Annotated in this window: 21 protein-coding genes; 9 read left to right on the forward strand and 12 right to left on the reverse strand. The window is 72.5% G+C overall.

Annotation, left to right across the window (positions count from 1 at the left end; translation table 11 throughout):
• Together ACGF3J_RS20045 and ACGF3J_RS20050 are read left to right on the forward strand one after the other, a co-directional pair.
• On the forward strand, positions 1-203 hold a 203-nt coding region (locus tag ACGF3J_RS20045; protein ID WP_393854427.1), incomplete at its 5' end, for a glycerophosphodiester phosphodiesterase.
• Between the two features lie 128 nt (positions 204-331).
• Positions 332-676, forward strand: a complete 345-nt coding sequence (locus ACGF3J_RS20050) for a hypothetical protein (protein ID WP_161331627.1) — start codon at positions 332-334, stop codon at positions 674-676.
• Between the two features lie 16 nt (positions 677-692).
• Here the strand turns inward: ACGF3J_RS20050 and ACGF3J_RS20055 are convergent, their stop codons facing one another.
• The 6 genes from ACGF3J_RS20055 to ACGF3J_RS20080 are packed head-to-tail and all read right to left on the reverse strand — an operon-like array spanning position 693 to position 6,958.
• Positions 693-1,415 (reverse strand): sulfite exporter TauE/SafE family protein, encoded by a 723-nt coding sequence (locus ACGF3J_RS20055; protein WP_393854428.1) that lies wholly within the window; start codon positions 1,413-1,415, stop codon positions 693-695.
• Positions 1,406-2,449 carry an ABC transporter ATP-binding protein gene (locus ACGF3J_RS20060; RefSeq protein WP_161330970.1) on the reverse strand — a complete coding sequence of 348 codons (1,044 nt, stop codon included), beginning with the start codon at positions 2,447-2,449 and terminating at the stop codon, positions 1,406-1,408. Before ACGF3J_RS20060 ends, ACGF3J_RS20055 begins: the two co-directional genes overlap by 10 nt.
• A complete protein-coding gene (locus tag ACGF3J_RS20065) occupies positions 2,442-3,455 on the reverse strand; it encodes an ABC transporter ATP-binding protein (RefSeq protein ID WP_161330971.1) in 1,014 nt (337 codons plus the stop codon). Before ACGF3J_RS20065 ends, ACGF3J_RS20060 begins: the two co-directional genes overlap by 8 nt.
• Complete coding sequence (locus ACGF3J_RS20070; RefSeq protein WP_161330972.1) at positions 3,452-4,420, reverse strand: ABC transporter permease; 969 nt, start codon at positions 4,418-4,420, stop codon at positions 3,452-3,454. The genes ACGF3J_RS20065 and ACGF3J_RS20070 overlap by 4 nt, the downstream gene beginning before the upstream one ends.
• 14 nt (positions 4,421-4,434) lie before the next feature.
• Entirely contained in the window at positions 4,435-5,364 is a 930-nt protein-coding gene (locus tag ACGF3J_RS20075; protein WP_161330973.1) for an ABC transporter permease, read from the reverse strand.
• A gap of 1 nt (position 5,365) precedes the next feature.
• Entirely contained in the window at positions 5,366-6,958 is a 1,593-nt protein-coding gene (locus tag ACGF3J_RS20080) for an ABC transporter substrate-binding protein (RefSeq protein ID WP_161330974.1), read from the reverse strand.
• Between the two features lie 209 nt (positions 6,959-7,167).
• On the opposite strand from ACGF3J_RS20080, the gene ACGF3J_RS20085 reads away from it, so the two are divergent.
• The 4 genes from ACGF3J_RS20085 to ACGF3J_RS20100 all read left to right on the forward strand — a co-directional run bounded on the left by ACGF3J_RS20085 (position 7,168) and on the right by ACGF3J_RS20100 (position 11,454).
• Positions 7,168-8,148 (forward strand): 2-hydroxyacid dehydrogenase, encoded by a 981-nt coding sequence (locus ACGF3J_RS20085; RefSeq protein ID WP_393854429.1) that lies wholly within the window; start codon positions 7,168-7,170, stop codon positions 8,146-8,148.
• Positions 8,149-8,212: 64 nt separating this feature from the next.
• Positions 8,213-9,496 carry a glucarate dehydratase family protein gene (locus ACGF3J_RS20090; RefSeq protein WP_393854430.1) on the forward strand — a complete coding sequence of 428 codons (1,284 nt, stop codon included), beginning with the start codon at positions 8,213-8,215 and terminating at the stop codon, positions 9,494-9,496.
• A 16-nt stretch (positions 9,497-9,512) separates the two neighbouring features.
• A complete protein-coding gene (locus tag ACGF3J_RS20095; protein WP_393854522.1) occupies positions 9,513-10,535 on the forward strand; it encodes a 2-hydroxyacid dehydrogenase in 1,023 nt (340 codons plus the stop codon).
• A 10-nt stretch (positions 10,536-10,545) separates the two neighbouring features.
• Entirely contained in the window at positions 10,546-11,454 is a 909-nt protein-coding gene (locus ACGF3J_RS20100) for a 5-dehydro-4-deoxyglucarate dehydratase (protein ID WP_161327295.1), read from the forward strand.
• On the opposite strand, the gene ACGF3J_RS20105 is transcribed toward ACGF3J_RS20100, so the two are convergent.
• The 6 genes from ACGF3J_RS20105 to ACGF3J_RS20130 are packed head-to-tail and all read right to left on the reverse strand — an operon-like array spanning position 11,451 to position 17,897.
• Positions 11,451-12,416, reverse strand: coding sequence for a formylglycine-generating enzyme family protein (locus ACGF3J_RS20105; RefSeq protein ID WP_393854431.1), 966 nt, complete (start codon positions 12,414-12,416; stop codon positions 11,451-11,453). The genes ACGF3J_RS20100 and ACGF3J_RS20105 overlap by 4 nt on opposite strands.
• A 26-nt stretch (positions 12,417-12,442) precedes the next feature.
• The gene (locus ACGF3J_RS20110) at positions 12,443-13,951 is read right to left on the reverse strand and encodes a sulfatase-like hydrolase/transferase (RefSeq protein ID WP_161326512.1); all 1,509 of its coding nucleotides are present in this window, start codon (positions 13,949-13,951) and stop codon (positions 12,443-12,445) included.
• Complete coding sequence (locus ACGF3J_RS20115) at positions 13,948-14,949, reverse strand: aliphatic sulfonate ABC transporter substrate-binding protein (RefSeq protein ID WP_161326511.1); 1,002 nt, start codon at positions 14,947-14,949, stop codon at positions 13,948-13,950. Before ACGF3J_RS20115 ends, ACGF3J_RS20110 begins: the two co-directional genes overlap by 4 nt.
• A gap of 20 nt (positions 14,950-14,969) precedes the next feature.
• Positions 14,970-15,782: an ABC transporter ATP-binding protein gene (locus tag ACGF3J_RS20120; RefSeq protein ID WP_161326510.1), complete on the reverse strand. Its 813-nt coding sequence runs from the start codon at positions 15,780-15,782 to the stop codon at positions 14,970-14,972.
• A complete protein-coding gene (locus ACGF3J_RS20125) occupies positions 15,779-16,645 on the reverse strand; it encodes an ABC transporter permease (protein ID WP_202557529.1) in 867 nt (288 codons plus the stop codon). Before ACGF3J_RS20125 ends, ACGF3J_RS20120 begins: the two co-directional genes overlap by 4 nt.
• Positions 16,632-17,897, reverse strand: coding sequence for an ROK family transcriptional regulator (locus tag ACGF3J_RS20130; protein WP_393854432.1), 1,266 nt, complete (start codon positions 17,895-17,897; stop codon positions 16,632-16,634). Before ACGF3J_RS20130 ends, ACGF3J_RS20125 begins: the two co-directional genes overlap by 14 nt.
• Before the next feature lie 202 nt (positions 17,898-18,099).
• Here ACGF3J_RS20130 and ACGF3J_RS20135 point away from each other — a divergent pair, with 202 nt between their 5' ends.
• From ACGF3J_RS20135 to ACGF3J_RS20145, 3 genes are all read left to right on the forward strand, one after another.
• Complete coding sequence (locus ACGF3J_RS20135; RefSeq protein ID WP_393854433.1) at positions 18,100-19,440, forward strand: family 43 glycosylhydrolase; 1,341 nt, start codon at positions 18,100-18,102, stop codon at positions 19,438-19,440.
• A gap of 110 nt (positions 19,441-19,550) precedes the next feature.
• Entirely contained in the window at positions 19,551-21,623 is a 2,073-nt protein-coding gene (locus ACGF3J_RS20140) for a SpoIIE family protein phosphatase (protein ID WP_393854434.1), read from the forward strand.
• A gap of 94 nt (positions 21,624-21,717) precedes the next feature.
• The gene (locus ACGF3J_RS20145; protein ID WP_161331451.1) at positions 21,718-22,389 is read left to right on the forward strand and encodes a CBS domain-containing protein; all 672 of its coding nucleotides are present in this window, start codon (positions 21,718-21,720) and stop codon (positions 22,387-22,389) included.
• The last annotated feature ends 16 nt before the right edge of the window (positions 22,390-22,405 follow it).

Raw genomic sequence — 22,405 nt, forward strand, 5'->3', positions numbered from 1 at the left:
AACTCCAGCAACTCAGCACATGGGCCGACCAGATCAACCCCCAGCACACCGTCACCGACCAGCCCCTCGTCGACCGCATCCACCAACTCGGCATGAACATCAACGTCTGGACCGTCGACGAACCCGGCGCCATCCGCAAAATGACCGGCCTCGGCGTCGACGGCATCATCACCGACTACCCCCAGACCCTCACCCAGCGCTGACCGGAGGCGGCCGGAAGCCGGTGCTTTGACACGCACCGGAATCGGGCGTTGACTGTCCGCACGGCGCAGAGCCATGCCGCTCCGGGGAATCCGGTGACCCACACGACCCAGGAAAGCGGCATACGATGATGTACGACCAGACGCGCGCACAGCAGCCGTCGGACCAGCCTCCGCGCCGCCCCGAGCACCACTCCACGGCACCGGACGCGCTGGTGCCGTCGGACGAGCGGGACGCGGTCCTGGCCCGCCTCCGCGTGGCGATCAACAGCTTCGCCGAGACTCCCCGCGAAGCGCTGGAGGAGGCGGAGGGTGCCTACGACGAGGCCGTCGCCCACCTCGTGGAGGCGCTGGCGGAGCGGCGCCGGGCCCTGCACGAGAGCTGGCAGGACCGGGACCCCGGGACGGGTTCGGAAGAACTCCGGGTCGCGTTGAGGCAGTACCGGGAGATCACCCAGCGTCTGCTCCGCACGTAGCGCGACGGCCCGGCGGTCAGACGAACTGCTGGAGGACGAGGGCCACGGCACCCGCGACCGCGAGTGCCGTGGCCGCCGCGCGGGTGCGCCGGACGTTCAGCCGCCGGGTCAGCGGCCCCGCGAGCAGCACCCCGGCCACGGCGGCGGGGGTGAGCAGGGCGGTGCCGCGCAGCGCGTGTGCGCCGACCGCGTCGGCCGCCGTCAGCGCGGCGAGGCTCATCAGGGAACCGGCGAGGAAGAACGCGCTCATCGTGGCGCGCAGTTCCGGTCCGCCGAGCCGCTGCCACACCATCGCCATGGGCGGCCCGCCGATGGAGGTCGCCGTGCCCATCAGGCCCGAGGCCATCCCGGCGAGGACCACCGAGGAGCGTCGTTGGCGCGGCACGTAGCCCGCCACGCTCACCGTGACGCCGGCGAGGACCACCGCGGCGACGAGCAGGGCCAGGTGGCGGGCGGGGAGGGCCACCACGAGCAGGGCGCCGGCCAGGACACCGGGCAGCCGGCCGGCCAGCGCCCAGCCGCAGCCGCGCAGGTCGGCCCGGCCCCGCTCGCGCACGAGCACCGCGGCGGTGACGCCGGTGGCGAGCAGCAGGACCGACGTGGGCGCGAGCGCCGGATCCACGAGGGAGAAGACCGGTGCGGCGATCATGCCGAGGCCGAAGCCGATGGAGACCTGGAGCAGGGCGCCGAGCCCCACCGTGACCGAGAGCAGGACGAACTCCGGGCCGGTCAGGCCCACGTCGTCGCCGCCTCCAGCGGGAAGTGGCACAGGGCCGTGTGGGGTTCGGCCCCGTCGGCCGTGTCCCGGGCCACGACGGGCGGCGCCTCGGTCGCGCACCGGTCCTCGGCCCGCCCGCACCGGGTGCGGAAGCGGCAGCCGGAGGGGATGTCGAAGGGCGAGGGGATCTCGCCCTGGAGCTGGATCTCCCGGCGGTGGGCGTCCCGGCCGGGGTCGAGGACGGGTGCCGCCGACAGCAGCGCGGCCGTGTAGGGGTGCTGGGGGTTCTCGAAGACGTCGTCCGTGGCCCCGTGTTCGACGACCTTGCCCAGGTACATGACCGACACCCAGTCGGAGATGTAGCGCACCACGGAGAGGTCGTGGGAGATGAACACGTAGGTGACGCCGAGGCGGGTCCGCAGGTCGGAGAGTACGTTCAGGACCTGCGCCTGCACCGACAGGTCGAGCGCGGACACGGGTTCGTCGCACACGATGAGGTCGGGGTCCAGGGCCAGCGCGCGTGCGATGCCGATGCGCTGGCGCTGTCCCCCGGAGAATTCGTTGGGGTAGCGGTGCGCGTCGCTCGCCCGCAGTCCCACCAGGGAGAGCAGCTCGCGGACCCGCCGCTCGCGGGCCTTGGCGTCCGGCACGACGTCCCGGTGGGTGCGCCAGGGTTCGCCGATCAGGTCGGCCGCCGACATGCGCGCGTTGAGCGAGGCGAAGGGGTCCTGGAAGACCATCTGCACCCGGCGCCGCCAGGCCAGCAGTTCCCTGCCGCGCAGGGCGAAGGGGTCGGTGCCGTCGAACCGGACGGTGCCCGCGTCCGGGCGCTCAAGGCCGAGCAGGACCCTGGCCAGGGTGGACTTGCCGCACCCCGACTCGCCGACGAGTCCGAGGGTCTGGCCCCGGCCGATCCGTACGTCCACCCCGTCCAGGGCGGTCAACCGGCGACGTCCGCTGCCGAAGGTCTTGGTGACCCCGAGTACCTCCAGCAGCGGCGCGTCCTCCTGCGGGGCGGGCCCGGGGGTGGCAGTGGTGGCGCGGGTGTCAGGCACGGTCGAGCTCCTCGGAGAAGTGGCAGGCGGCCGCGCGGCCCTCGCCGGTCGGGCGCAGGGACGGGCGTTCCCGGACGCAGCGCTCCCGTACCAGCGGGCAGCGGGCCTGGAAGACGCAGCCGGCGGGCACCGCGCTCAGCTCGGGCGGGCTGCCGGGGACGGCGGGCAGCGGCCGTCCGCGCACGCTGTCCTCGGGCACCGAGTCGAGCAGGCCCCGCGTGTAGGGGTGGCGGGGTGCGGCGAAGACGTCGCGCACGGGTCCGTTCTCGACGACCGTGCCCGCGTACATCACGACGACGTCGTCGGCGCGCTGGGCGACCACGGCGAGGTCGTGGGTGATCAGGACGACGGCCATGTCCCGTTCGTCCTGGAGGTCGCGCAGCAGCCGCATGATCTGGGCCTGCACGGTCACGTCGAGGGCCGTGGTGGGTTCGTCGGCGATGAGCACGTCGGGCGCGAGGGCGACGGCCATCGCGATGAGCAGCCGCTGCCGCATGCCGCCGGAGAACTGGTGGGGGTAGGACCGGGCCCGCTGCCTCGGTTCGGGGATGCCCACCCGGGTCATCAGCTCGATCGCCTTCTCCCGCGCCTGGCGGCGCGAGAGTTTCTGGTGGATGCGGAAGGGTTCGCCGATCTGGCGGCCCACGGGCTGCACCGGGTTGAGGGCGGTGAGGGCGTCCTGGAAGACGATGGAGAGCACGGGGCCGGCCAGCCTGCGGCGTTCCGCGGGGCTCATGCGGAGCGTGTCGTCGCCCCTGACGCGTACGGCGCCGCCGGTCACCGCCGCCGCCGGGTCCAGCAGTCCGACGACGGAGAGGGCGGTCATGGACTTGCCGCAGCCGGACTCGCCCAGCAGCGCCAGGGTGCGGCCGCGGTGGACGCTGAAGCTGACGCCGTCGACGGCCCGTACGGTGCCCGTGGGCGTGGTCAGGTCCACGCACAGGCCCTCGACGTCGAGGGCGGGGGTGCGGGTGCCGGTCGGTGCGGCGCTGGCGGTGGTCGTCACGGGATCATCTCCGGCGGTACGGGGGCCTGGACGGGGCGGCGCTTCCTGGGCAGCGTCAGCCGCCAGCGCTGGGCCGGGTCGGTGGCTATGCGGGCCCAGGCGGCGAGCACCGTCGCGGACACGGTCGTCAGGACGATGGCGAGGCCGGGCAGCACGGTGATCCACCAGGCGGTCTGTAGGTACTGCCGGCCCTGGGCCACCATGAGGCCCCAACTGACGTCCGGGGGCTGGATTCCGATGCCGAGGAAACTCAGCGACGACTCGGTGAGCATCACGAAGCAGAAGTCGAGGGTGGCCACGGTCAGCAGGGTGGGCAGGGCGATCGGCAGGACGTGCCGGTAGATGATCAGGTGGCTGGGGGTGCCGAAGGTCCGGGCGGCGTCGACGAACAGTCGGGTGCGCAGTTCGGCCGCCTCGGCCCGAGCGGTGCGCAGGTACACCGGGATGCGGGTCACGGCCAGGATCAGCACGAGGTTGAGCGCGCTGGGCGAGAAGACGTACAGCACCACCACCGCGATCAGCAGGGAGGGGAAGCTGAGGATCACGTCGGCGACCCGCATGGCGACGCTCTCGCGGCGGCCGCCGTGGTATCCGGCCCACAGTCCGAGGGCGGAGCCGATCGCGAGGGAGCACAGGACGGCGGGTACGGCGACGGACAGGGTGGTCGCCGCGGCCTCGATCAGCCGGGCCACCATGCTGCGGCCGAGGACGTCGGTGCCGAGCAGCCCGTACGCGCCGTCGCTCAGGGACGGCGGCCGCAGTGAGGCGTCGAGGTCCTGGCGCTGGGCGCGGTCGCCGATGACCAGCCGGCCGAAGAGGGCCACGAGGGCGACCAGGGTGAGGACGACGGCGCCGACGGCCGCGACCCGGTCCCGGCCCAGCATCCGCCAGGGACTGGGCCGGTGGTCGCGGGCCGAGGGCGTCTCGTCCGTGACGCCGGCGGCGTCGGTCTCTGCCTGGGTCATGGTGCTTCCTTCGCTCACGCCGGCACCGCCTGACGCACTCGGGGGTCGGTCAGCGCGTGACAGACGTCGACGAGGATGTTCAGCGCGAAGATCGTCACGGCGGTCGTCAGCACGGCCGCCTGGAGGACCGCGAAGTCGCGCTGGAGGATGGAGTCGATCATGAGCTTGCCGATTCCGGGCCAGCCGAAGATCGTCTCGACAATGACCGCGCCGTTGACCAGGCCCACCGCCAGGTCGCCGGCCACGGTCAGTACCGGCGTCACGGCGTTGCGCAGGGCGTGGCCGAAGACGACGCGCCGGGGGGTGGCGCCCTTGCCCCGGGCGATCTTGACGTAGGGCGCGGACAGTGCGGTGACCATGCTGCCGCGGACCACCTGGACCAGGACGCCGAACGGGCGGATGAGCAGGGTCGCGATGGGCAGCACCCATATCTCGGGGCCGCCGAGCGTGCCGGAGGTCGGGAGCAGGCCGAGGCTCACGCCGAAGACCAGGACGCCCATGATGGCGAACCAGAAGTCGGGGATGCTGGCGGCCGTCATGGACAGCAGGCTGGCGATCCTGTCGATCAGGGAGTTGGGGCGGTAGGCCGCGAGGCTGCCGACCAGGACGGCTCCGGTGAGGGCCAGCAGCATGGTGACGCCGGCGAGTTGCAGGGTGACGGGGAAGGCGTCGAGCACCATCGAGCCGGCCGGCTGTCCCGTCCGCAGGGAGGTGCCGAAGTCGAAGTGGGCGGCGTCGACGAGGTAGTTCCACAGTTGCGTGGGGACGGACAGGTCGAAGCCCTGCGCGGCGGAGAACTCCGCGCGCTGCTCGGGGGTGGCGCTCAGGGGGAGGTAGAGGTCGACGGGGTTGCCGGTCATCCGGGCCAGGAAGAACACGCCGAGGACGACGCAGACCAGGGGGACGGCGCTGGAGAGGATGCGTTTGCGCAGGAACGGGATCATGTCAGTGCTTCGCCCCCTCGGCCGGGCGGACCTCGGCCAGCCGGAGTTCGTCCCCGGTGGCGGAGTCGGGTCGGTAGCGGATCGACCGGGACAGGCCGAGCAGGCCGCTCATGTGGGCGAGATGGGCGTACTGGACGACGCTCTCGTTCTGCTCGGCGAGCAGGTCGGCGAAGGCCTTCTGCCGTGCGCCGCCGGACAGGGCGCCCGCGTCGGCGACGCGTTCGTCCAGCGCCGCGGTGCCGAACGTGGACTGGGGGCCGTCGGCGAGCAGGTACTGGCTGGTGGTGAAGCCCGCGTCACCGGCCTGGTTGCCGTGCATGATCAGCAGGGCGATCGGGCCGACGTCCTCGGGCAGCGGGCGGAGCTGGTACTGGAGGTGGGTGGCGGTGTCGGCCATGCGCACCTTCACGTTCAGCCCGATCCGCTGCATCTGGTACTGGAGCGCCTCGGCCGTCTCCGACACCCCTGAGAACATGCCGTTGCGGGCGACCAGGGTGATCTGCCGGTCGGTGGGCACTCCGTCGGCCGCCGCCTCGCCCACCAGGGCGCGGGCCTCGGTGACGTTCTGCCGGGTCGGTTCGATCGCGTCGTTGTGACCCACCACGCCGGGCGGCACGAGTTGGCCGGCCGGTTCGGCGAGTCCGCCGAGGAGCGCGTCGACGATGCCCTCGCGGTCCACGGCCAGGTCGATCGCCCGGCGCACCCGGATGTCGTCGAGCGGGGCCTCGCGACCGTCCAGCCGCAGCGCGGTCGTCTCGTTGTTGGGGTAGGCGGCGGTCGTGTCCTTCTCCGCTTCCATGGGGTCGAGGGCTACGGCGATCTCCGCCTCGCCCTTGTCGATCATCGCGGCGCGGACACTGGCGTCGCTGCGCCAGACGTAGCGGGCCCGCGCGAAGGCGGGGGCCTCGCCCCAGTAGCGGTCGTTGCGGTCGAGGGAGATGGCCGCCCCGGGCTTCCAGGACGTGACCGCGTAGGGGCCGGTGCCGACCGGGACGCGGACCTTGGCCTTCGGGTCGGTCGTGCGGGGCACCACCTCCACGAAGCTCAGGCGCAACGGCAGGATGGGGTCCGGCCGTTCGGTGGTGACGGTCAGTCTGCTGTCGTTCACCGCGTCCACTTCGAGGTCGTCGTCGCCGAAGACGTAGCCCTCGACGTTGCAGGCGAGGTCGGAGTTGACCGCCCGGTCGATGGAGAAGGCGGCGTCCTCGGAGGTGAAGGGCGCGCCGTTCTGGAAGGTCACCCCGGAGCGGATGTCGAAGGTCCAGGTCCGGGGGGCGGTCTGCTTCCAGCCGGTCGCCAGCAGGGGGTTCAGCTCACCGGAGGTGGGATCCCGTTCCACCAGCGGTTCGGTGATGTTGGACCGGACCACCACGCCGGTGCCGGTCAGTGATGCCTCGCAGGGTTCCAGGGTCGGCGGTTCCTGGGTGAGCACCACCCGCAGGGTGCGGCCGTCGGCGCGGCCGGTGTCGCCGCCCGCGCTGCCTGCCACGGCGCACCCGCTGGACAGGAGCACGACGCCCGCCAGCAGCAACGCGCTCTTCGTGCGGGGCCGCCTCGGTGCGGGGCGCCGGGTGGATGAAACGGAGGACTTCATCGTCGCGTGTCTCCGGGGAAGTGCTGATGTGTCACGTTCCGAACTCGGGGGTGTGGGGCGGACCTCCACGACTGTCTACACTTACGTACTCGGTCTGCATCTGTGAACGCGAAGCTAAACCGGTGCCGGGGCAGCGTCAAGACATGCGGAGGATCGGACATGCTCCGAGCGGCCCGCGTCCCGGCACCCCACCCGACGGGAGCGCCCCCTTGCCGAATTCCCCCACCCACCCCAGCACCCCGGACACCGTCCTGCAGGTGTCCCCGCTGCTCCCCGCCCTGGAGAGCGCGCTCGGCGAGCAGTTCCGCACGGTCCGCCTCTTCGAACTCCCTGACCCCGACGCGTACTTGCGCACGCACGGCGGCGAGGTCGCGGCCGCGGTGACGAGCGCGCGGACCGGGGTGGGCGACGCGCTGATGGACGCGTTGCCGCGCCTCGGGGCGATCGTCCACTTCGGCGTCGGCCACGAGACCACCGACGTGGTGCGCGCCCGCGCCCGGGGCATCGACGTGAGCAACACCCCGGACGTGCTCACCGACTGCGTGGCGGACCTCGCCGTCGGTGCGCTGATCGACGTCGTGCGGCGCCTGTCGGCGGCCGACCGGTACGTCCGCGCGGGGGCCTGGACGGCAGCGCCCTTCCCGCTGGCCGACCGGGTGAGCGGCAAGCGGGTGGGCATCCTGGGCCTCGGCCGGATCGGCCGGGCCGTCGCCCGCCGGCTCGAAGGCTTCGGCGCGGATCTCGCGTACTGCACGCGCACGCCGGTGCCCGGCGTCACCCACCGTCGTCTGCCGAGCGCCGAGGCGCTGGCCGAGGCGTGCGACGCCCTCGTCGTCACCGTCGCCGGGGGCCGGGGCACCCGGGGTCTGGTCTCGGCGAAGGTCCTGGACGCGCTCGGACCCGGGGGGTACCTGGTCAACGTCGCCCGGGGCAGCGTGGTCGACGAACCGGCGCTCGTGGCGGCCGTGACGGAGGGCCGGATCGCGGGGGCGGCGCTGGACGTCTTCGCCGACGAGCCCAACGTGCCGCCGGCGCTGCTGGCGTCGGACCGGGTGGTGCTGCTCCCCCACATCGCCAGCGCCACCCACGAGACCCGGGCGGCCATGGGCGACCTGGCGCTCCGCAACCTCCAGCGGTTCATGACGGAGGGCACCCTCCTCACGCCGGTCCCGGACCGGCCGGCCCATTGACACGGCCGTGGGGCCGTGCCTACAACTGGGTGTCCACACATGCGAACGCCGACTACATATGAGGATGAGAATGCGGGCAGGCACCTCCGAACGCATCGTCGACGTCACCGTGACCCCCGTGGCCTTCCGCGACCCTCCCCTGCTCAACTCGGTGGGCGTGCACGAGCCCTACGCCCTGCGCACCGTCGTGGAGATCACCACGGAGAGCGGCGTCAGCGGCATCGGGGAGACCTACGGCGGCACCCTGCACCTGGAACGGCTCCGCCGCACCGCCGGTGAACTGACCGGCATGGAGGTCTGGAGTCTCAACGACCTGATCGCCCGCACCACCCGGGCCCTGGGCACCGACACCGCGGGCGGCGACGGCATGGCCGGGATGGTCACCGGCAGCAGCACCGTGGACCGGGTCGTGTCGCCGTTCGACGTCGCGTGCCTGGACATCCAGGGCAAGCTCGTGGGCCGGCCGGTCAGCGACCTGCTGGGCGGCGCCGTACGCCCGGCGGTCCCCTACAGCGCGTACCTCTTCTACAAGTGGGCCGGACACCCCGGCCAGGAGGACGACGAGTGGGGGGCGGCGCTCGATCCGGCGGGCCTGGTCGAGCAGGCCCGCCGGATGATCGACACGTACGGCTTCTCCTCCATCAAACTCAAGGGCGGCGTCTTCCCACCGGACGAGGAGATCGCGGCGATCAGGGCGCTGCGCGCGGCCTTCCCGGACCATCCGCTGCGTCTGGACCCCAACGCCGTGTGGAGCCCGGAGACCTCGCTGCGCGTCGCCCGCGAACTGGACGGCGTCCTGCAGTACCTGGAGGACCCGACGGCCGGGATCGACGGCATGGCGTCGGTGGCGGCACGCACGGACACGCCGCTGGCGACCAACATGTGTGTGGTCTCCTTCGACGACCTGGCGCCGGCCGTGGCCCGGGACGCGGTGGGCATCGTGCTCTCCGACCACCACTTCTGGGGCGGCCTGCGGCGCTGCGGGCGGCTCTCCGCGATCTGCGACGCCTTCGGGCTCGGCCTGTCCATGCACTCCAACTCGCACCTCGGCATCAGCCTCGCCGCGATGACCCACCTCGCGGCGGCCACACCGCGGCTCACCTACGCGTGCGACACCCACTGGCCTTGGAAACGCCCCGACGAGGACGTGGTCGACCCGACGCCGCTGCGGTTCGCCGAGGGCTCACTCGCGGTGCCCACGGGTCCCGGCCTGGGCGTGGAGCTGGACCGGGACGCGCTCGCCCGGCTGCACCGCCAGTACCTCGACTGCGGACTGCGCGACCGGGACGACACGGGCTACATGCGCCGCGTCGACCCGTCCTTCTCGACCAAGAACCCCAGGTGGTGAACTCCTCGTGCGCATCATGCTCGCCCACCGCATCCTGAGCCGCTTCCACGAGCCCCTCAAAGCCCGTACCGAGGGCGGCCACGAGTGGCTCGACGCCTGCGACTGGGACGCGGCGCGGGTCTCCGAGGCCATACCGGAGGTGGAGGTGTTCGTCGGCTCCGGGCTGCGGGCCGAGGACGCCCGCCGGGCCGCCCGGCTGCGCCTTGTCCACGTGGTCGGCGCCGGCTACGACGGCATCGCGCTGGACGCGCTGGGCCCCGGCGTCACCGTCGCCACCACCCACCACCACGGCCGCTCCATAGCGGAGCACGTGCTGATGTCCGTCCTGATGCTCTCCCGCGACGTGCTCGGCGCCGACCGCGCCCTGCGCGCCGGGCGGTGGCGCAACGTGGCCGTGGACCCCGGGCTGCCGTTCGGACTCACGCTGAGGGGCCGCCGGGTGGGCATCGTCGGGTTCGGTGAGACGGGCACCGAGGTCGCCCGGCTGTGCCAGGCGGTGGGCCTGCGGGTGCGCGCCGTGCGACGCGATCCCTCGGCCCCGTTCCCCGACGACCTGCGGCCGGACTGGGTCGGCGGCCACGAGCGGCTGCCCGACCTGCTCGCCGAATCCGACGTCGTGGTGGTCACGGTGCCGCTCGGCCCCGCCACCCGCGGTCTGATCGGCGCGACCGAACTCGCCGCCATGGGCCCCGGATCGCTGCTGGTCAACGTGGCGCGAGGGCCCGTGGTGCGGGAAGAGGCGCTCTACGAGGCGCTGCGCGGCGGCACCATCGGCGGCGCGGCGCTGGACGTGTGGTGGTCCGGCCCGCCCGAGGCACCGAGCCGGCTGCCCTTCCACGAACTGCCCAACGTGCTCATGACCCCGCACCACTCGGGGCACACCGCCGACACCTTCGCCGCGCGTGCGGCGGAGATCGCCGACAACATCGGCCGGCTTCGCCGCGGGGAACCTCTCACGGGCGTCGTGCACCGGGGCGCCGACGCGGCCCCGGGCCCCGACCGCCCGGCAGACCGCTCCACCGACTCTCCGACCCGATAGGAAACCACTCGTGCTCGAAGGCGTTCTCTTCTTCCCCGTCACCCCCTTCACCGCCACCGGCGAGATCGACCTCGATGTCCTGCACCAGCACGTGGCGGCCGGTGTGGCCGCCGGGCCCGGCGGGGTGTTCGTCGCGTGCGGGACCGGCGAGTTCCACGCGCTGGACCGCGAGGAGTACGCGGCCGTCACCCGTACCGCCGTCGAGGCGGCCGCGGGACGCGTCCCGGTGTACGCCGGTGTGGGCGGCGCGCTGGGTCTCGCCCGGCAGTTCGCCCGCGACGCCGCCGAGGCCGGCGCGGACGGGCTGCTGCTCATGCCGCCCTACCTCGTCGAGTCGCCCGCCGCCGGACTCGTCGCCTACACCCGTGCCGTCGGCGGGGAGACGGACCTCCCGCTGATCGTCTACAGCCGGGCCAACGCCCGCTTCGACGAGCACGCGGCGGCCGAGGTCGCCCAGTTGCCGACCGTGACGGGTCTCAAGGACGGCACCGGCGACCTCGACCTGGTCGCGCGCATCGTCCCCGCCGTGCGCGCGGCGCTCGCCGGATCGGGCAAGGACTTCCAGTTCTTCAACGGCATGCCCACCGCCGAGGCCAGCCAACTCGCCTACCGCGCACTGGGCGTCGAGCTGTACTCGTCGGCCGCGTTCGCGTTCGCGCCGGATCTCTCCCTCGCCTTCCACCGCGCGGTCGAGGAGGGCGACACCGCGACGGTCGACACACTTCAGCGGACGTTCTTCCATCCCCTGGTGCGGCTGCGGCGGCGTGTTCCGGGGTACGCGGTGTCGCTGGTGAAGGCCGGGGTGACGCTGTCCGGGCTCAAGGCCGGTCCGGTCCGTCCGCCGCTGACCCCGCTCACCGCCGACGAGACCGAGGAGCTGGCGGCTCTCGTCGCCGGGGCGAGGGCGGCCATCGCCTAGGAGGACGGCGGGGCGCCGTCGTTGGCGCAGCGGAAGCCGAGGTTGCCGGACGAGGACTCCGGGGTGTTGGAGGACCGTGCGGCGACCCGGTAGCGGTTGCAGTAGGAGTCGTGGCACAGGTAGGAGCCGCCGCGCAGAACCCGCGTGGTCCCGGTCTCCGGGCCGTGCGGGTCCGACGCGGGCGACCGGGAGTAGTAGGCCGGCGAGAACCAGTCGGCGCACCACTCCCACACGTTGCCCGCGGTGTTCCACAGCCCGAAGCCGTTGGCCCGGTAGGACCTGACCGGGGCCGTGGTCAGGTGGCCGTCCTCCTCGGTGTTGACGTGCGGGAACCGGCCCTGCCAGATGTTGCAGCGCCAGTGGCCGCCGGGGGTCAGGTCGTCGCCCCAGGGATAGCGCCGGCCGGCCTGCCCGCCGCGCGCCGCGTACTCCCACTCGGCCTCGGTGGGCAGTCGTTTCCCGGCCCACCGGGCGTAGGCGGTGGCGTCGTTCCAGGAGATGTGGACGACGGGATGGTTCTGCCGGGTGCCGATGCCGGAGCGGGCGCCCTCGGGTCGGCGCCAGTGCGCGCCCCGCACGTTGATCCACCAGGGGGCTCCCGCGGCGTTGCCGAGCACGTCCGCGGACGCGGCGTCGACCACGAGGTGGAAGACCGCGGAGGAGCCGTGGTGTTCCGCGTCGGTCACGTACCCGGTCGCCTTGACGAAGGCGGCGAAGCGGGCGTTGGTGACGGCGGTCTCGTCGATGTGGAAGGGCCGCAGACGCACCGTGTGCACCGGTGTCTCGCCGTCGGCCGGATACCCCTCGCCGAACGCGTCCCCCATCGCGAAGCCACCGCCCGGCAGCAGCACCTGCCCTCGCGTCGAGCGCGCCCGGCCGGCCGGCCCGGACAGGGGCGGGGCGACCGGGGCGGCGGCGGGTGCCGCGGCAGGGGTGCAGCACGGGCGGTGATCGCTGGTCATGGTTCCTCGAAGGGGTCGCGGGCCCGCTAGGCCCGGTACGTGGACTCGTCGAGCCCGCTCAGGGTGGGGTCGTACCCGACCTCGCCGACGTCGTACATCGACGTCATCCAGTGGTGGAAGTTGTCACCGCGCTCGCGCAGGACGCCGTACAGCCGGCGCATCATGCGGGTGCGGACCTGCGCCTGCTCGGGATGGGCGTAGACGTTCTGGAGTTCGTCCGGGTCGGTGCGCAGGTCGTACAGCTCGTTGACGGAGTCGGGGTTGACGACGAGTTTGTACCGGTCCTCGCGCAGCATGCGCTGCGGATACGGGAAGTGGTGGCCGTGGAACTCGCAGACGACGTCCTCGTCCCAGTCCGGCGTCTCGCCCCGTACCAGGGGCAGCAGGCTGCGGGAGTCGACGGCGGGTTCCGGGTCGGCGCCCGCCAGTTCGAGGATGGTGGCGGTGCAGTCCAGGAGGCTGACGAACTCGTCGCGGACCTGGCCGCCGGGCGCGCCCGGCACCCGGACCAGGCCGGGGGTGCGGTAGATGTCCTCGTACATCGCCGGGCCCTTGTCGTGCAGCCGGTGGGAGCCGGTGAACTCCCCGTGGTCGCAGGTGAAGAAGACCGCGGTGTCGTCCACCAGCCCGAGCCGCTCCATGGCCGCCATGACGCGGCCGATCTCCATGTCGATGAGCGCCACGTAACCCCAGTAGACCGCGATGAGTTTGCGGGTGGTCTCGATCGGCATCGTGTCGAAGGTCCAGTGCGCGCTGTAGTTGCGCTGGACCGGGGGTTTGCCCTCGAACGTCTCGGCCACGGACCGCGGCAGCTCCACGTCGGCGGGGTCGACCAGGTCGAAGTACTCGTCCGGCAGGATGTACGGCAGGTGGGGGCCGAAGAAGTGCAGGGCGAGGAAGAACGGCCGGTCGTGTGCGCGGGTGTCCGCCGCGTACCGTTCCAGCGTCTCGATGGCGCGGGTGGCCAGGTAGTGCTCGAAGGTGGCCTCGACCGGCTGATGGAGCCGGGCCGCCAGCAGGTTGCCGGGGCCGCCGTTGGGCAGGGTGCCGCGGATCCGGTCGCCGATCTCGTACGGCGGCAGTCCGCGTTCGGCGAGGTACGCGAGGTAGTCGGGGTGGTCGACGGGATTGTGCCAGCCGGGGAGTTCGGGACCGTCGAAGCCGTAGTCGGCGGCGGTGCGCCGGCTGCCGGCGTGCCACTTGCCGATGAGACCGCAGTTGTAGCCCCGCTCGCGCAGCGCCCCGGAGAAGGTGAACTCCTCCTCGGCCAGGTCCTCCAGGTAGCCGACGTTGCGTTCGTGGTTGGCCAGGAGCTTGTGGCGGAAGGGTGCCTGGCCGGTCAGCAGACTGGCCCGGGCCGGGGTGCAGATCGCGGTGGGCGTGTACCAGCGGTCGAACCGGGTTCCCGTGGCGGCCAGTTCGTCCAGTACCGGGGTGTGCGCCAAAGGGTTGCCGTAGGCGCCGAGGGTGTCCGTCCGGTGCTGGTCGGTCATCAGGAAGAGGATGTTCTTCCGGGACGTGCCCGCCCGCGTCACTGGCCCGCTCCCGTGAAGAGGTCACCGGTGTAGTAGGTCTTCGGGTCGACGGGCTTCTTCAGCTTTCCGGTGCCGACGAAGTACTCGTTCATGCCCTCCAGCCAGGTGGCGACGGTGCCGTCCCGGGTCAGCCTGTCGAGTTCCGTGACGCCGAGCACCTTGTTGTTCGCGGCGTCGGCCTCGACCTGGTCGGCGGGGATCTTCAGTTTGTCCGCGGTGAGCCGGATCGCCTCGTCGGTGTGGTCGGCGCGGAAGGCCATGGCCTCGCGCAGCACCGCGAGGACCTTCTTGGTCCTGTCCGGCTCCTCGGCGACCAGCTTGTTGTTCGCCACGAACGCGGTGGGGAAGGAGATGTCCTGCTCGAAGTCGGCGTTCTTGGCGAGTTCGACCAGGTCGGGCACCTGCTTCTTGATGGTCGCGGCGGCGGGGTACCAGAAGCCCGCCGCGTCGACCTGCTTGGAGGAGAAGGCGGAGACGATGGTGGACGGGTCCATCGGGACGACCTTCACGTCCTTCTTGGTCATCCCGGCCTTCTCCAGGGCGAGGGAGAGGATCATGTCGCCGGAGGTGCCCTCGGGCACGGCGACGGTCTTGCCCTCGAGCTGTCGCATCGAGGTGATGCCCGGCTGGGCGAGGACCCGGTCGGAGTTGCCGAGCGTGTTGATGGCGACGACCTTGGCCTGGCCGGAGGCGGGCAGCCACATGGCGCCGGGGCCTATGTAGCCGAAGTCGAGGTTGTCCGTGCCGAGGGCCTGGATCTGGAGGGGTCCGTTGGTGAAGACCTTGCTCTCCGCGGACAGGCCGTGCTTCTTCCACAGGCCCTTGGCCTCGGCGATGGCGATCAGGCTGGCGCCGTTGAAGTCGTTGATGTAGCCGAAGCGGACCTTGTCGCCGGAGGCGCCGGAGGACGATCCGTCGCCGCACGCGGTGAGCAGCGCCAGCGCTGCCGCGCCGGCCAGGGCGGCGGTGAGGCGCCTGCGGGTGGGCGTGGTGGGCATGGAGGTGCGTCCCTTCCGGGTCATGACGTCGGGGAGTGGGTTCCGGAAACGGCGGCGGTGCGGCCTTCCTGGTGGTAGACGGAGTGCCACACCCGGTTGCGCAGTGCGGCGAACTCGGGGCTGAGCCGGAACGCCTCGTCGCGCACGAGGGCGGGGTCGACCTCGATGACGTCGTAGACCCGTCCGGGACGGGCTGCCATGACGATCACGCGGTTGGCCAGGAACACGGCCTCGTCGACGTCGTGGGTGATGAACAGCACCGTGCGCCGGTCCTGGCTCCAGGTCCGCAGCAGCTGCTCCTGGAGGGTGACCCGGGTGAGCGCGTCGAGGGCGCCGAAGGGTTCGTCCATCAGCAGGATCGAGGGGTCGACGGCGTAGGCGCGGGCGATGGCGCAGCGCTGGCGCATGCCTCCGGACAGCGTCTTGGGCAGGGCGTCGGCGAAGCGCTCCAAGCCGACCAGTTCGATGAAGTGCTCGGCGCGGGTGCGCCGTTCGCGTTTGGGGACGCCCGTGGTCCGGAGGCCGAACTCGACGTTCTGCCGCACGGTCAGCCAGGGGAAGAGGGCGTACTGCTGGAAGATGACCCCGCGTTCGGGTCCGGGCCCTGATACGGGCACCCCGTCGACCAGCGCGCGGCCCGCCGTGGGGGTCTCCAGACCGGCGAGGATGTTCATCAGGGTGCTCTTGCCGCAGCCCGAGGGGCCGACGACGGTGACGAACTCGTGGTCGGCGATGTCGATCGAGACGTCGTCGAGGGCGGTGAAGGTCTCCCGGCCCAGCGCGAAGGTCTTGGTGACGCCCTGGACGGATATCTTGGCCGGTTTGCTGGTCATCGGCGTTCCTGCCATCGGGTGAGCCTGCGTTCGGCGAGGAGGAGGACGCGGTCCATGAGGAGACCGAGGATCCCGATCGAGATGAGTCCGACGAAGATGGTCGGCAGGTCGTAGTAGAGCTGGGCGTTCTGCATGCGGTAACCGAGGCCCTGCTGGGCGGCGATGAGTTCCGCGGCGACCAGCGTGGCCCAGGCCGAGCCGAGGCCGACCCGCATGCCGACGAGGATGAAGGGCGTCGAGGCGGGCACGACGACGCGGGCGAAGATCGTGGCGTCCTTGGCGCCCAGCACCCGGGCGGCGTCGATCAGCGTGCGGTCGACGTTCACCACGCCCTGGAAGGTCGAGATCACACAGGCCAGGAACGCGGCGAGGAAGATGACGAAGATCTTCGGGGTCTCGTCGATGCCCATGGCGACCACGGCCAGCGGGATGATGGCCAGGGGCGGGATGGTGCGGAAGAACTGGATCCAGGGTTCGACCAGACCCCGCACGATCCCGTACCAGCCCATCAGGAAGCCCACGGGGACGGCCACGGCCGTGCCGAGGGCGAAGCCGGTCAGGACCCGGGTGAGGCTGGCCAGGGCGTCGTCGGCCAGGGTTCCGTCGCCGATCAGCGTCCCGGCCCGGGAGACGACCTCCGGCGGGGTGGGCAGTTTGAAGCCGGCCGACGCGGCGGCCCACCAGAGGGCGATGCCGGCCGCGACGGACACGGCGTTCAGGACGAGGGTCAGCCCGCGCCCGCCGGTCCGCGCACGTCCGGGCGCGGCCTCGGTGACCTTCCTGCCGGCGCCGGGCGGGGCTCCGGGCCGCTGCCCGGGCAGGGGGTGCCCCGGGTCGGCGCCCCGCTTGTCAAGGACGGACATGGGCGGCTGTTTCGGTGGCGGAGTCGGGTGCATCGGAACGGCCCTTCACTTCGGCGGTTTCGGGATACCTCGCCAGGAGGGGGGAGCTGTGGAAGACCGCCGCCAGCGCGCCCAGTGCGCCGTCGTCGTCCGACAGCCGCGCCGCGGCGACGACGGGACCGGCCGAGGCGGTCGGGAAGATCTCGGCGGCGAGGGTGGCGGCGACCTGTTCGACGATCACGGGCGCCAGCCGGGTGATCTCGCCGCCGACGACGACCTTCGCCGGGTTGAGCATCATGGTGGCGGCGCCGACGACCCGGCCCAGCGCGCCGGCGGCCTCCCGCAGCACCCGGTCCACGACCGGGTGGGCGCGGCGCACGGCGGCCGCCAGATCGTCGAGGTCCTCCAGCCGCAGGCCGAACTCCCAGCAGGCGGCGAGGATCCCGGGCACCGAGGCCACCGTCTCCAGACAGCCGCGCTTGCCGCACCGGCAGGGCCGGCCCGCCGGTTCCACGGTCACGTGTCCCAGCTCGCCGGCCAGCCCGGCGGAGCCGGTCACCAGCTGGCCGCCGACGACCAGGCCGCCGCCGACGCCGTCCGACAGACGGACGTACACCAGGTCGGCGACGCTGTCGGCGCCACTGATCGCCTCGGCGAGGGCGGCGAGCCGGGTGTTGTTGTCGACGATCACCGGTGCGTCGAAGCGTTCGGCGAAGGCCACGTCGACGCCCTCCGGGGCGGGCCGGAGCACCGTGGTGCCGGCGTTGGCGCCCGGCCATGCGGCCCCGTCGGGCGCCGGGTAGGGGCCCGGCACGCCGATGCCGATGCCCTGCAACGCGCCGTAGTGCACCCCGGCCTCGCTGCTCAGCCGGTCGACCAGCCCGAGGGCCAGCTCGGTCCGGGTACGCCAGGTCGCGGTGTCCTCGTACCGGACGGAGCCCGAGACCATGATCTCGTGCGAGGCGTCGGCGACGACGACGTGCACCCTCCGGTGCCCGAAGTCGACCCCCATGAACTGGGCCGACGCGGGATCGAGGGCGAGGCGCTCGGCCGGCCGCCCGCTGCCCTCGCGCCGGGAGGCGTCGGTGTCCACGACGACGATCGCCCCGCGTTGCAGGAGGTGTCCGGTGATCTCGGACAGGGTGGTGCGGGAGAGGCCCACGACCCGGGCGATCTCGCCGCGGCTCATGGCGCCGTTCTCCTGAAGCGCACGCATCACGCGCTCTTCGTGGGTCCGCCTGACCAGTGCGTGCACTCCGCTGGGCATCTGCATGCCGGTCAAGGTAGGGAGAGCCGATTATTCCGTCAACACTCCGACAGAAAGACGAAATGAAGCGTTCACAATGCCTGGTGGGGCAACTCCTGCACGGGCGCCGATTCCTTCGTCATTCGTCCGCACTGTTGACGTAAATGCGCGGACGTTCGCATGCTGTGCCGCACCCCTCGGACGGACACGACGAAGGAGAGCGCCACCGATGACCCATGCCGAGAACGGCCCGGACCGACGTTCCCTGCTGGCCGGCGCCGCCGGTCTCGGGGCGGCGTTCGCCCTGCCCGCCGGCGCCGCACGGGCGACCCCGGACACGGCGCACGGCGCGGCGCGGAGGTATCCGCCGAACTGGCCCGACCCCACGCCGTACGGCCTCGCGGACACCAGGGAGGACCTGTGGCCGCGGGAGGACAACTCGTTCGTCCTCCCGCTGGAGCTGCGGCCCCGCGACGAGGAGCGCGGCACGGTCTGGATGCGGGACACGTACGTCAACTGCTTCGTCGTGGGCGGCCGTACGGTCTACGTGGCCACCGGCACCACCCGGGTGCCCGGGCTCGAGGCCGCCGCCCCGTGGAACGACGGGATCTTCGTGTGGCTGGCGCCGTCCCTCAGGGGCCCGTGGCGCCTCGCCGACACGACCGGTATCCGGCCGGGCGCCGAGAAGGGCAAGGTGTGGTCGCCCGAGTTCGCCGGGGAGAACCGGCCCGGGCGCACCGTCGTGGCCCCGTGGCAGGAGTACTGGCACGACGACCGGTTCGGCAAGCGCGGCCAGGCCTGGGCCCCGGAGCTGCACCACTTCCGCGGTAGCTGGTACATCGTCGCCTGCATGGGCGACCACTCCCGCAAGGTCGGCTCGTTCATGCTGGTCAGCGAGGGTGGCGTGGAGGGCCCGTACCGGCTGGTCGAGGGCAATCGGGAGAAGCCCTTCGGCGACTCGTTCATCGGCGGCCCCTCGTTCATCGAGCCCGGCGCCTACCACCACATCGACGGCAGTCTCTACTCCGAGGGCGACGACGCGTGGCTCGTCCTCCACAACGACCTGTACGCCAGGTTCCGGGACGACATGGAGGACATCGTCCCGGCCACGGACCTGCCACGGTTCCGGCAGACGCCCTACTCCCCCGAGCCGTACCTCGAAGGCGCCTACGTGTTCAAGCACCGCGGCAGGTACTACCTGGTCCACGCCGCGTGGGACCGTACGTCGCGCAACCCCGACGGCAGCACGCGGTACGCCTACGACCCGCCCGGTACGGGGCGCACGCAGTACCAGTACGACGCGGTCGTCGCCGTCTCGGACCGCTTCGAGGGGCCGTACTCCGAGCGGTGGACCGCGGGGGTGGGCGCGGGGCACAACAACTTCTTCACCGACCGCCGCGGAGACCTGTGGGCGACGTTCTTCCGCAATCCCAACTTCGGGTACTGGGCCGACCCGTCGCGCGTCGACGACGCCGCCGTGCCCGGGGTGGTGCGCCTGGAGTGGACCGGGCCGAGGGACGGCCGCCTGTACGTGAAGCGCCGGTCCCGGGGGCACGGGCACGGCCACTGACCCTCTCGCATGCCGTCGCGCCGCTACGGGCGTAGTGTCCGTCATATGCGTGATGTGCGGTCCGGCCGGCGTCGGGCGGTCCCGCGGTGGTGGCGCCGGGCGGACGGCTGATGGACTCCGCGATGGCCGCCGTGGTGCGGGACAGCGGCGCCTACGGGGGGCTGCTGTACGTACTGCACCCGGGTGACGATGCCCTGTGGCAGGTCCTGGTGGCGGGGGTGCCCCGGGAGATGGCCGCTCCGTGGCGGCGGGTGGGACTGGCCGATCCGACGCCCGTGGCGGACGCCGTCCGCGAGCGCCGTCTGGTGTGGGGCAGCGGGCGGGAGGACATGGCCCGCCAGTACCCGCGGGTCGCCCTCGTCCTGCCCTACGACTTCGCGCTGGCGGCCGTCCCGCTCGTCTCGGAGAACGCCGTCCGGGGCGGGCTGGTGCTGCTGTGGCCCGGGGACCACGGCGCGCGGCTGACCGCGGGCGAACGCGAGGTCGTCGAGGAGGGCTGCCGTCGTCTGGGCCGCATCGTCCAGGAGGTGGTGGACCGTGACGGGCCGCTGGTGGCCGCGGACCGGCCCCGGGTGCTCCGGCCGCCCACTCCCCGCACCCCGGCCCCGTTCGAGGCGGCGGCGCGGTCCGCCTTCGTGGACCGCCTGCCGGGCGGGTCCTGCGCGCTGGACCTGGAGGGGCGCGTCACCTTCGTCACCCCGGGCGCGGCCGCGCTGCTCGGCGCCGACCGGGCCGACCTGGTGGGCGCCCTGCCGTGGGAGGCGCTGCCCTGGATGGACGTCCCTCACGTCGAGGACCGCTACCGGGCCGCGCTGGTCAGCCGCCTTCCGCAGGCCTTCACCGTGCTGCGGCCGCCGGACACCTGGCTGGCCTTCGAGCTGTACCCGGACGCCACCGGGCTCAGCGTCCGCGTCGTCCGGAGCGCCCCGGACGCCCCGGACGAGGAAGGCCCCACGGCCCGCTCGGTGCCGACCGCCGGGCCCAGCCGCTCCACTGTGCTCTACCACCTGATGCATCTGGCCTCCACCCTGACCGAGGCCGTGGCCGTGCAGGACGTGGTCGAGCAGACCGCGGACCAGTTGATGCCGGCGCTCGGCGCCCAGGCCATGGTGGTGATGGCCCCGGAGGACGGCCGGCTGAGGATCGTCGGCCAGCGCGGGTTCCGCGCCGAACTCCTGGAGCAGTACGACGCAGGCCCTCTCGACTCGGCCATCCCCGGCGTCGACGTCATGGCCACCGGCGTCCCGGGGTTCTGGACGACCTTCGACGAACTCCGCGAGGCCTACCCGGCCACCGTGCACGAGGACGGCATGGCCGCGTGGGCGGTACTGCCGCTGATCGCGTCCGGCCGCCCCATCGGGTCCCTGCTTCTCGCCTACGCGCGGCCGCACGTCTTCCCGCCCGCTGAACGGGCCGCGCTCACCTCGCTCGCGGGGCTGGTCGGCCAGGCCCTGGAGCGCGCCCGTCTCTACGACGCCAAGCACCACCTCGCCCACCGCCTCCAGTCCGCCCTGCTGCCGCACACCCTGCCCCGCGTGCCCCGGCTGAACGTCGCCGCCCGCTACCTTCCGGCCGCCAGTGGCCTGGGCGTCGGCGGCGACTTCTACGACCTCATCCGCCTCGACGAGCACACGGCGGCCGCCACCATCGGCGACGTGCAGGGCCACAACGTGGACGCCGCCGCGCTCATGGGACAGGTCCGCACGGCCGTGCACGCCAACGCCACCGCGGGGGTGCCCCCCGACGACGTACTGGCCCGCACCAACCGGCTGCTCACCGACCTGGACCCCGACCTGTTCACCAGCTGCGCCTACGTCCACCTCGATCTCGCCACGCACCGCGCCTGTGTGGCCCTGGCCGGTCACCCGCCGCCCCTCATACGCCACGCCGACGGGCGCATGGAAGCCCTTCGGGTGCCGCCGGGCCTGCTGCTGGGCATCGAGCCGGACACCCGCTACACGTCGCTGGAGTTCCCGCTCCCGCCGGGCAGCGTGCTCGCGCTCTACACGGACGGGCTCGTCGAGGCTCCGGGGGTCGACCTCGACGACGCGATAGCCGCCCTGGCCGGGCTCCTCGAGGCCGGTGACCCGGCCGACCTCGACGAGATGGCCGACACCCTCATACGGCACGCGCCGGCCCCCGACGACGACATCGCGCTGCTCCTGATCGGTCCCCGTGCCTGAGAGGAGGGCACTCGGGGGGCGGGCGGCACGTTCGCACAGGTAAGAAGGACGGACGCCGGCCGACTCGGGCCGGCAGCGGAGGAGAAGACCCTTCATGAAACACCAGAAGGTGCGCGACCTGATGAGCGACGCCGTGATCCGCGTCCAGCACGGCACACCGTTCAAGGAGATCGCCCACCTGCTGCTGGAGTACGACATCACGGCCGTCCCGGTGGTCGACGACGAGAACCGGCCCGTGGGGGTGGTGTCGGAGGCGGACCTCCTCCAGAAGATGTGGGGCACGGAACCCGACGGTTCCCCCGGCTACGAGGAGTGGTCCCGGTCGGCGGGGCGCAAGGCGTCCGCCACCGACGCGGCGGGGCTGATGACCTCTCCCCCGCTGTGCGCCCAGGAGGACTGGAGCGTCGTCGACGCCGCCCGGCTGATGGCGCGGCACGGCATCAAGCGGCTGCTGGTCGTCGACGCCGACGGGCGGCTGATCGGAGTGGTCAGCAGGAGTGACCTGCTGCGGGTCTTCCTGCGCGCGGACCGGGCCATCCGCACCGAGATCATCGAGGAGGCCCTGGTCAAGACGCTCGGTCTGGCCCCGTCGTCGGTGCAGGTGGACGTGGCTCACGGGCATGTCGTGCTCAGCGGCCGGCTGCCGGGCCATGTGTCCGCGCCGGCCCTCGAGGAGCACTGCAGGAGCGTCGACGGCGTCGTCGCCGTGGAGTTCCGGCCGGCCGGGGAGGCCGGGACCGAGGGGGCCGCCTCCACGGGCTCCTGAGGCCACGTCCGGGACC

The sequence above is a fragment of the Streptomyces sp. NPDC048171 genome (assembly GCF_043202655.1).
Taxonomy (GTDB): domain Bacteria; phylum Actinomycetota; class Actinomycetes; order Streptomycetales; family Streptomycetaceae; genus Streptomyces.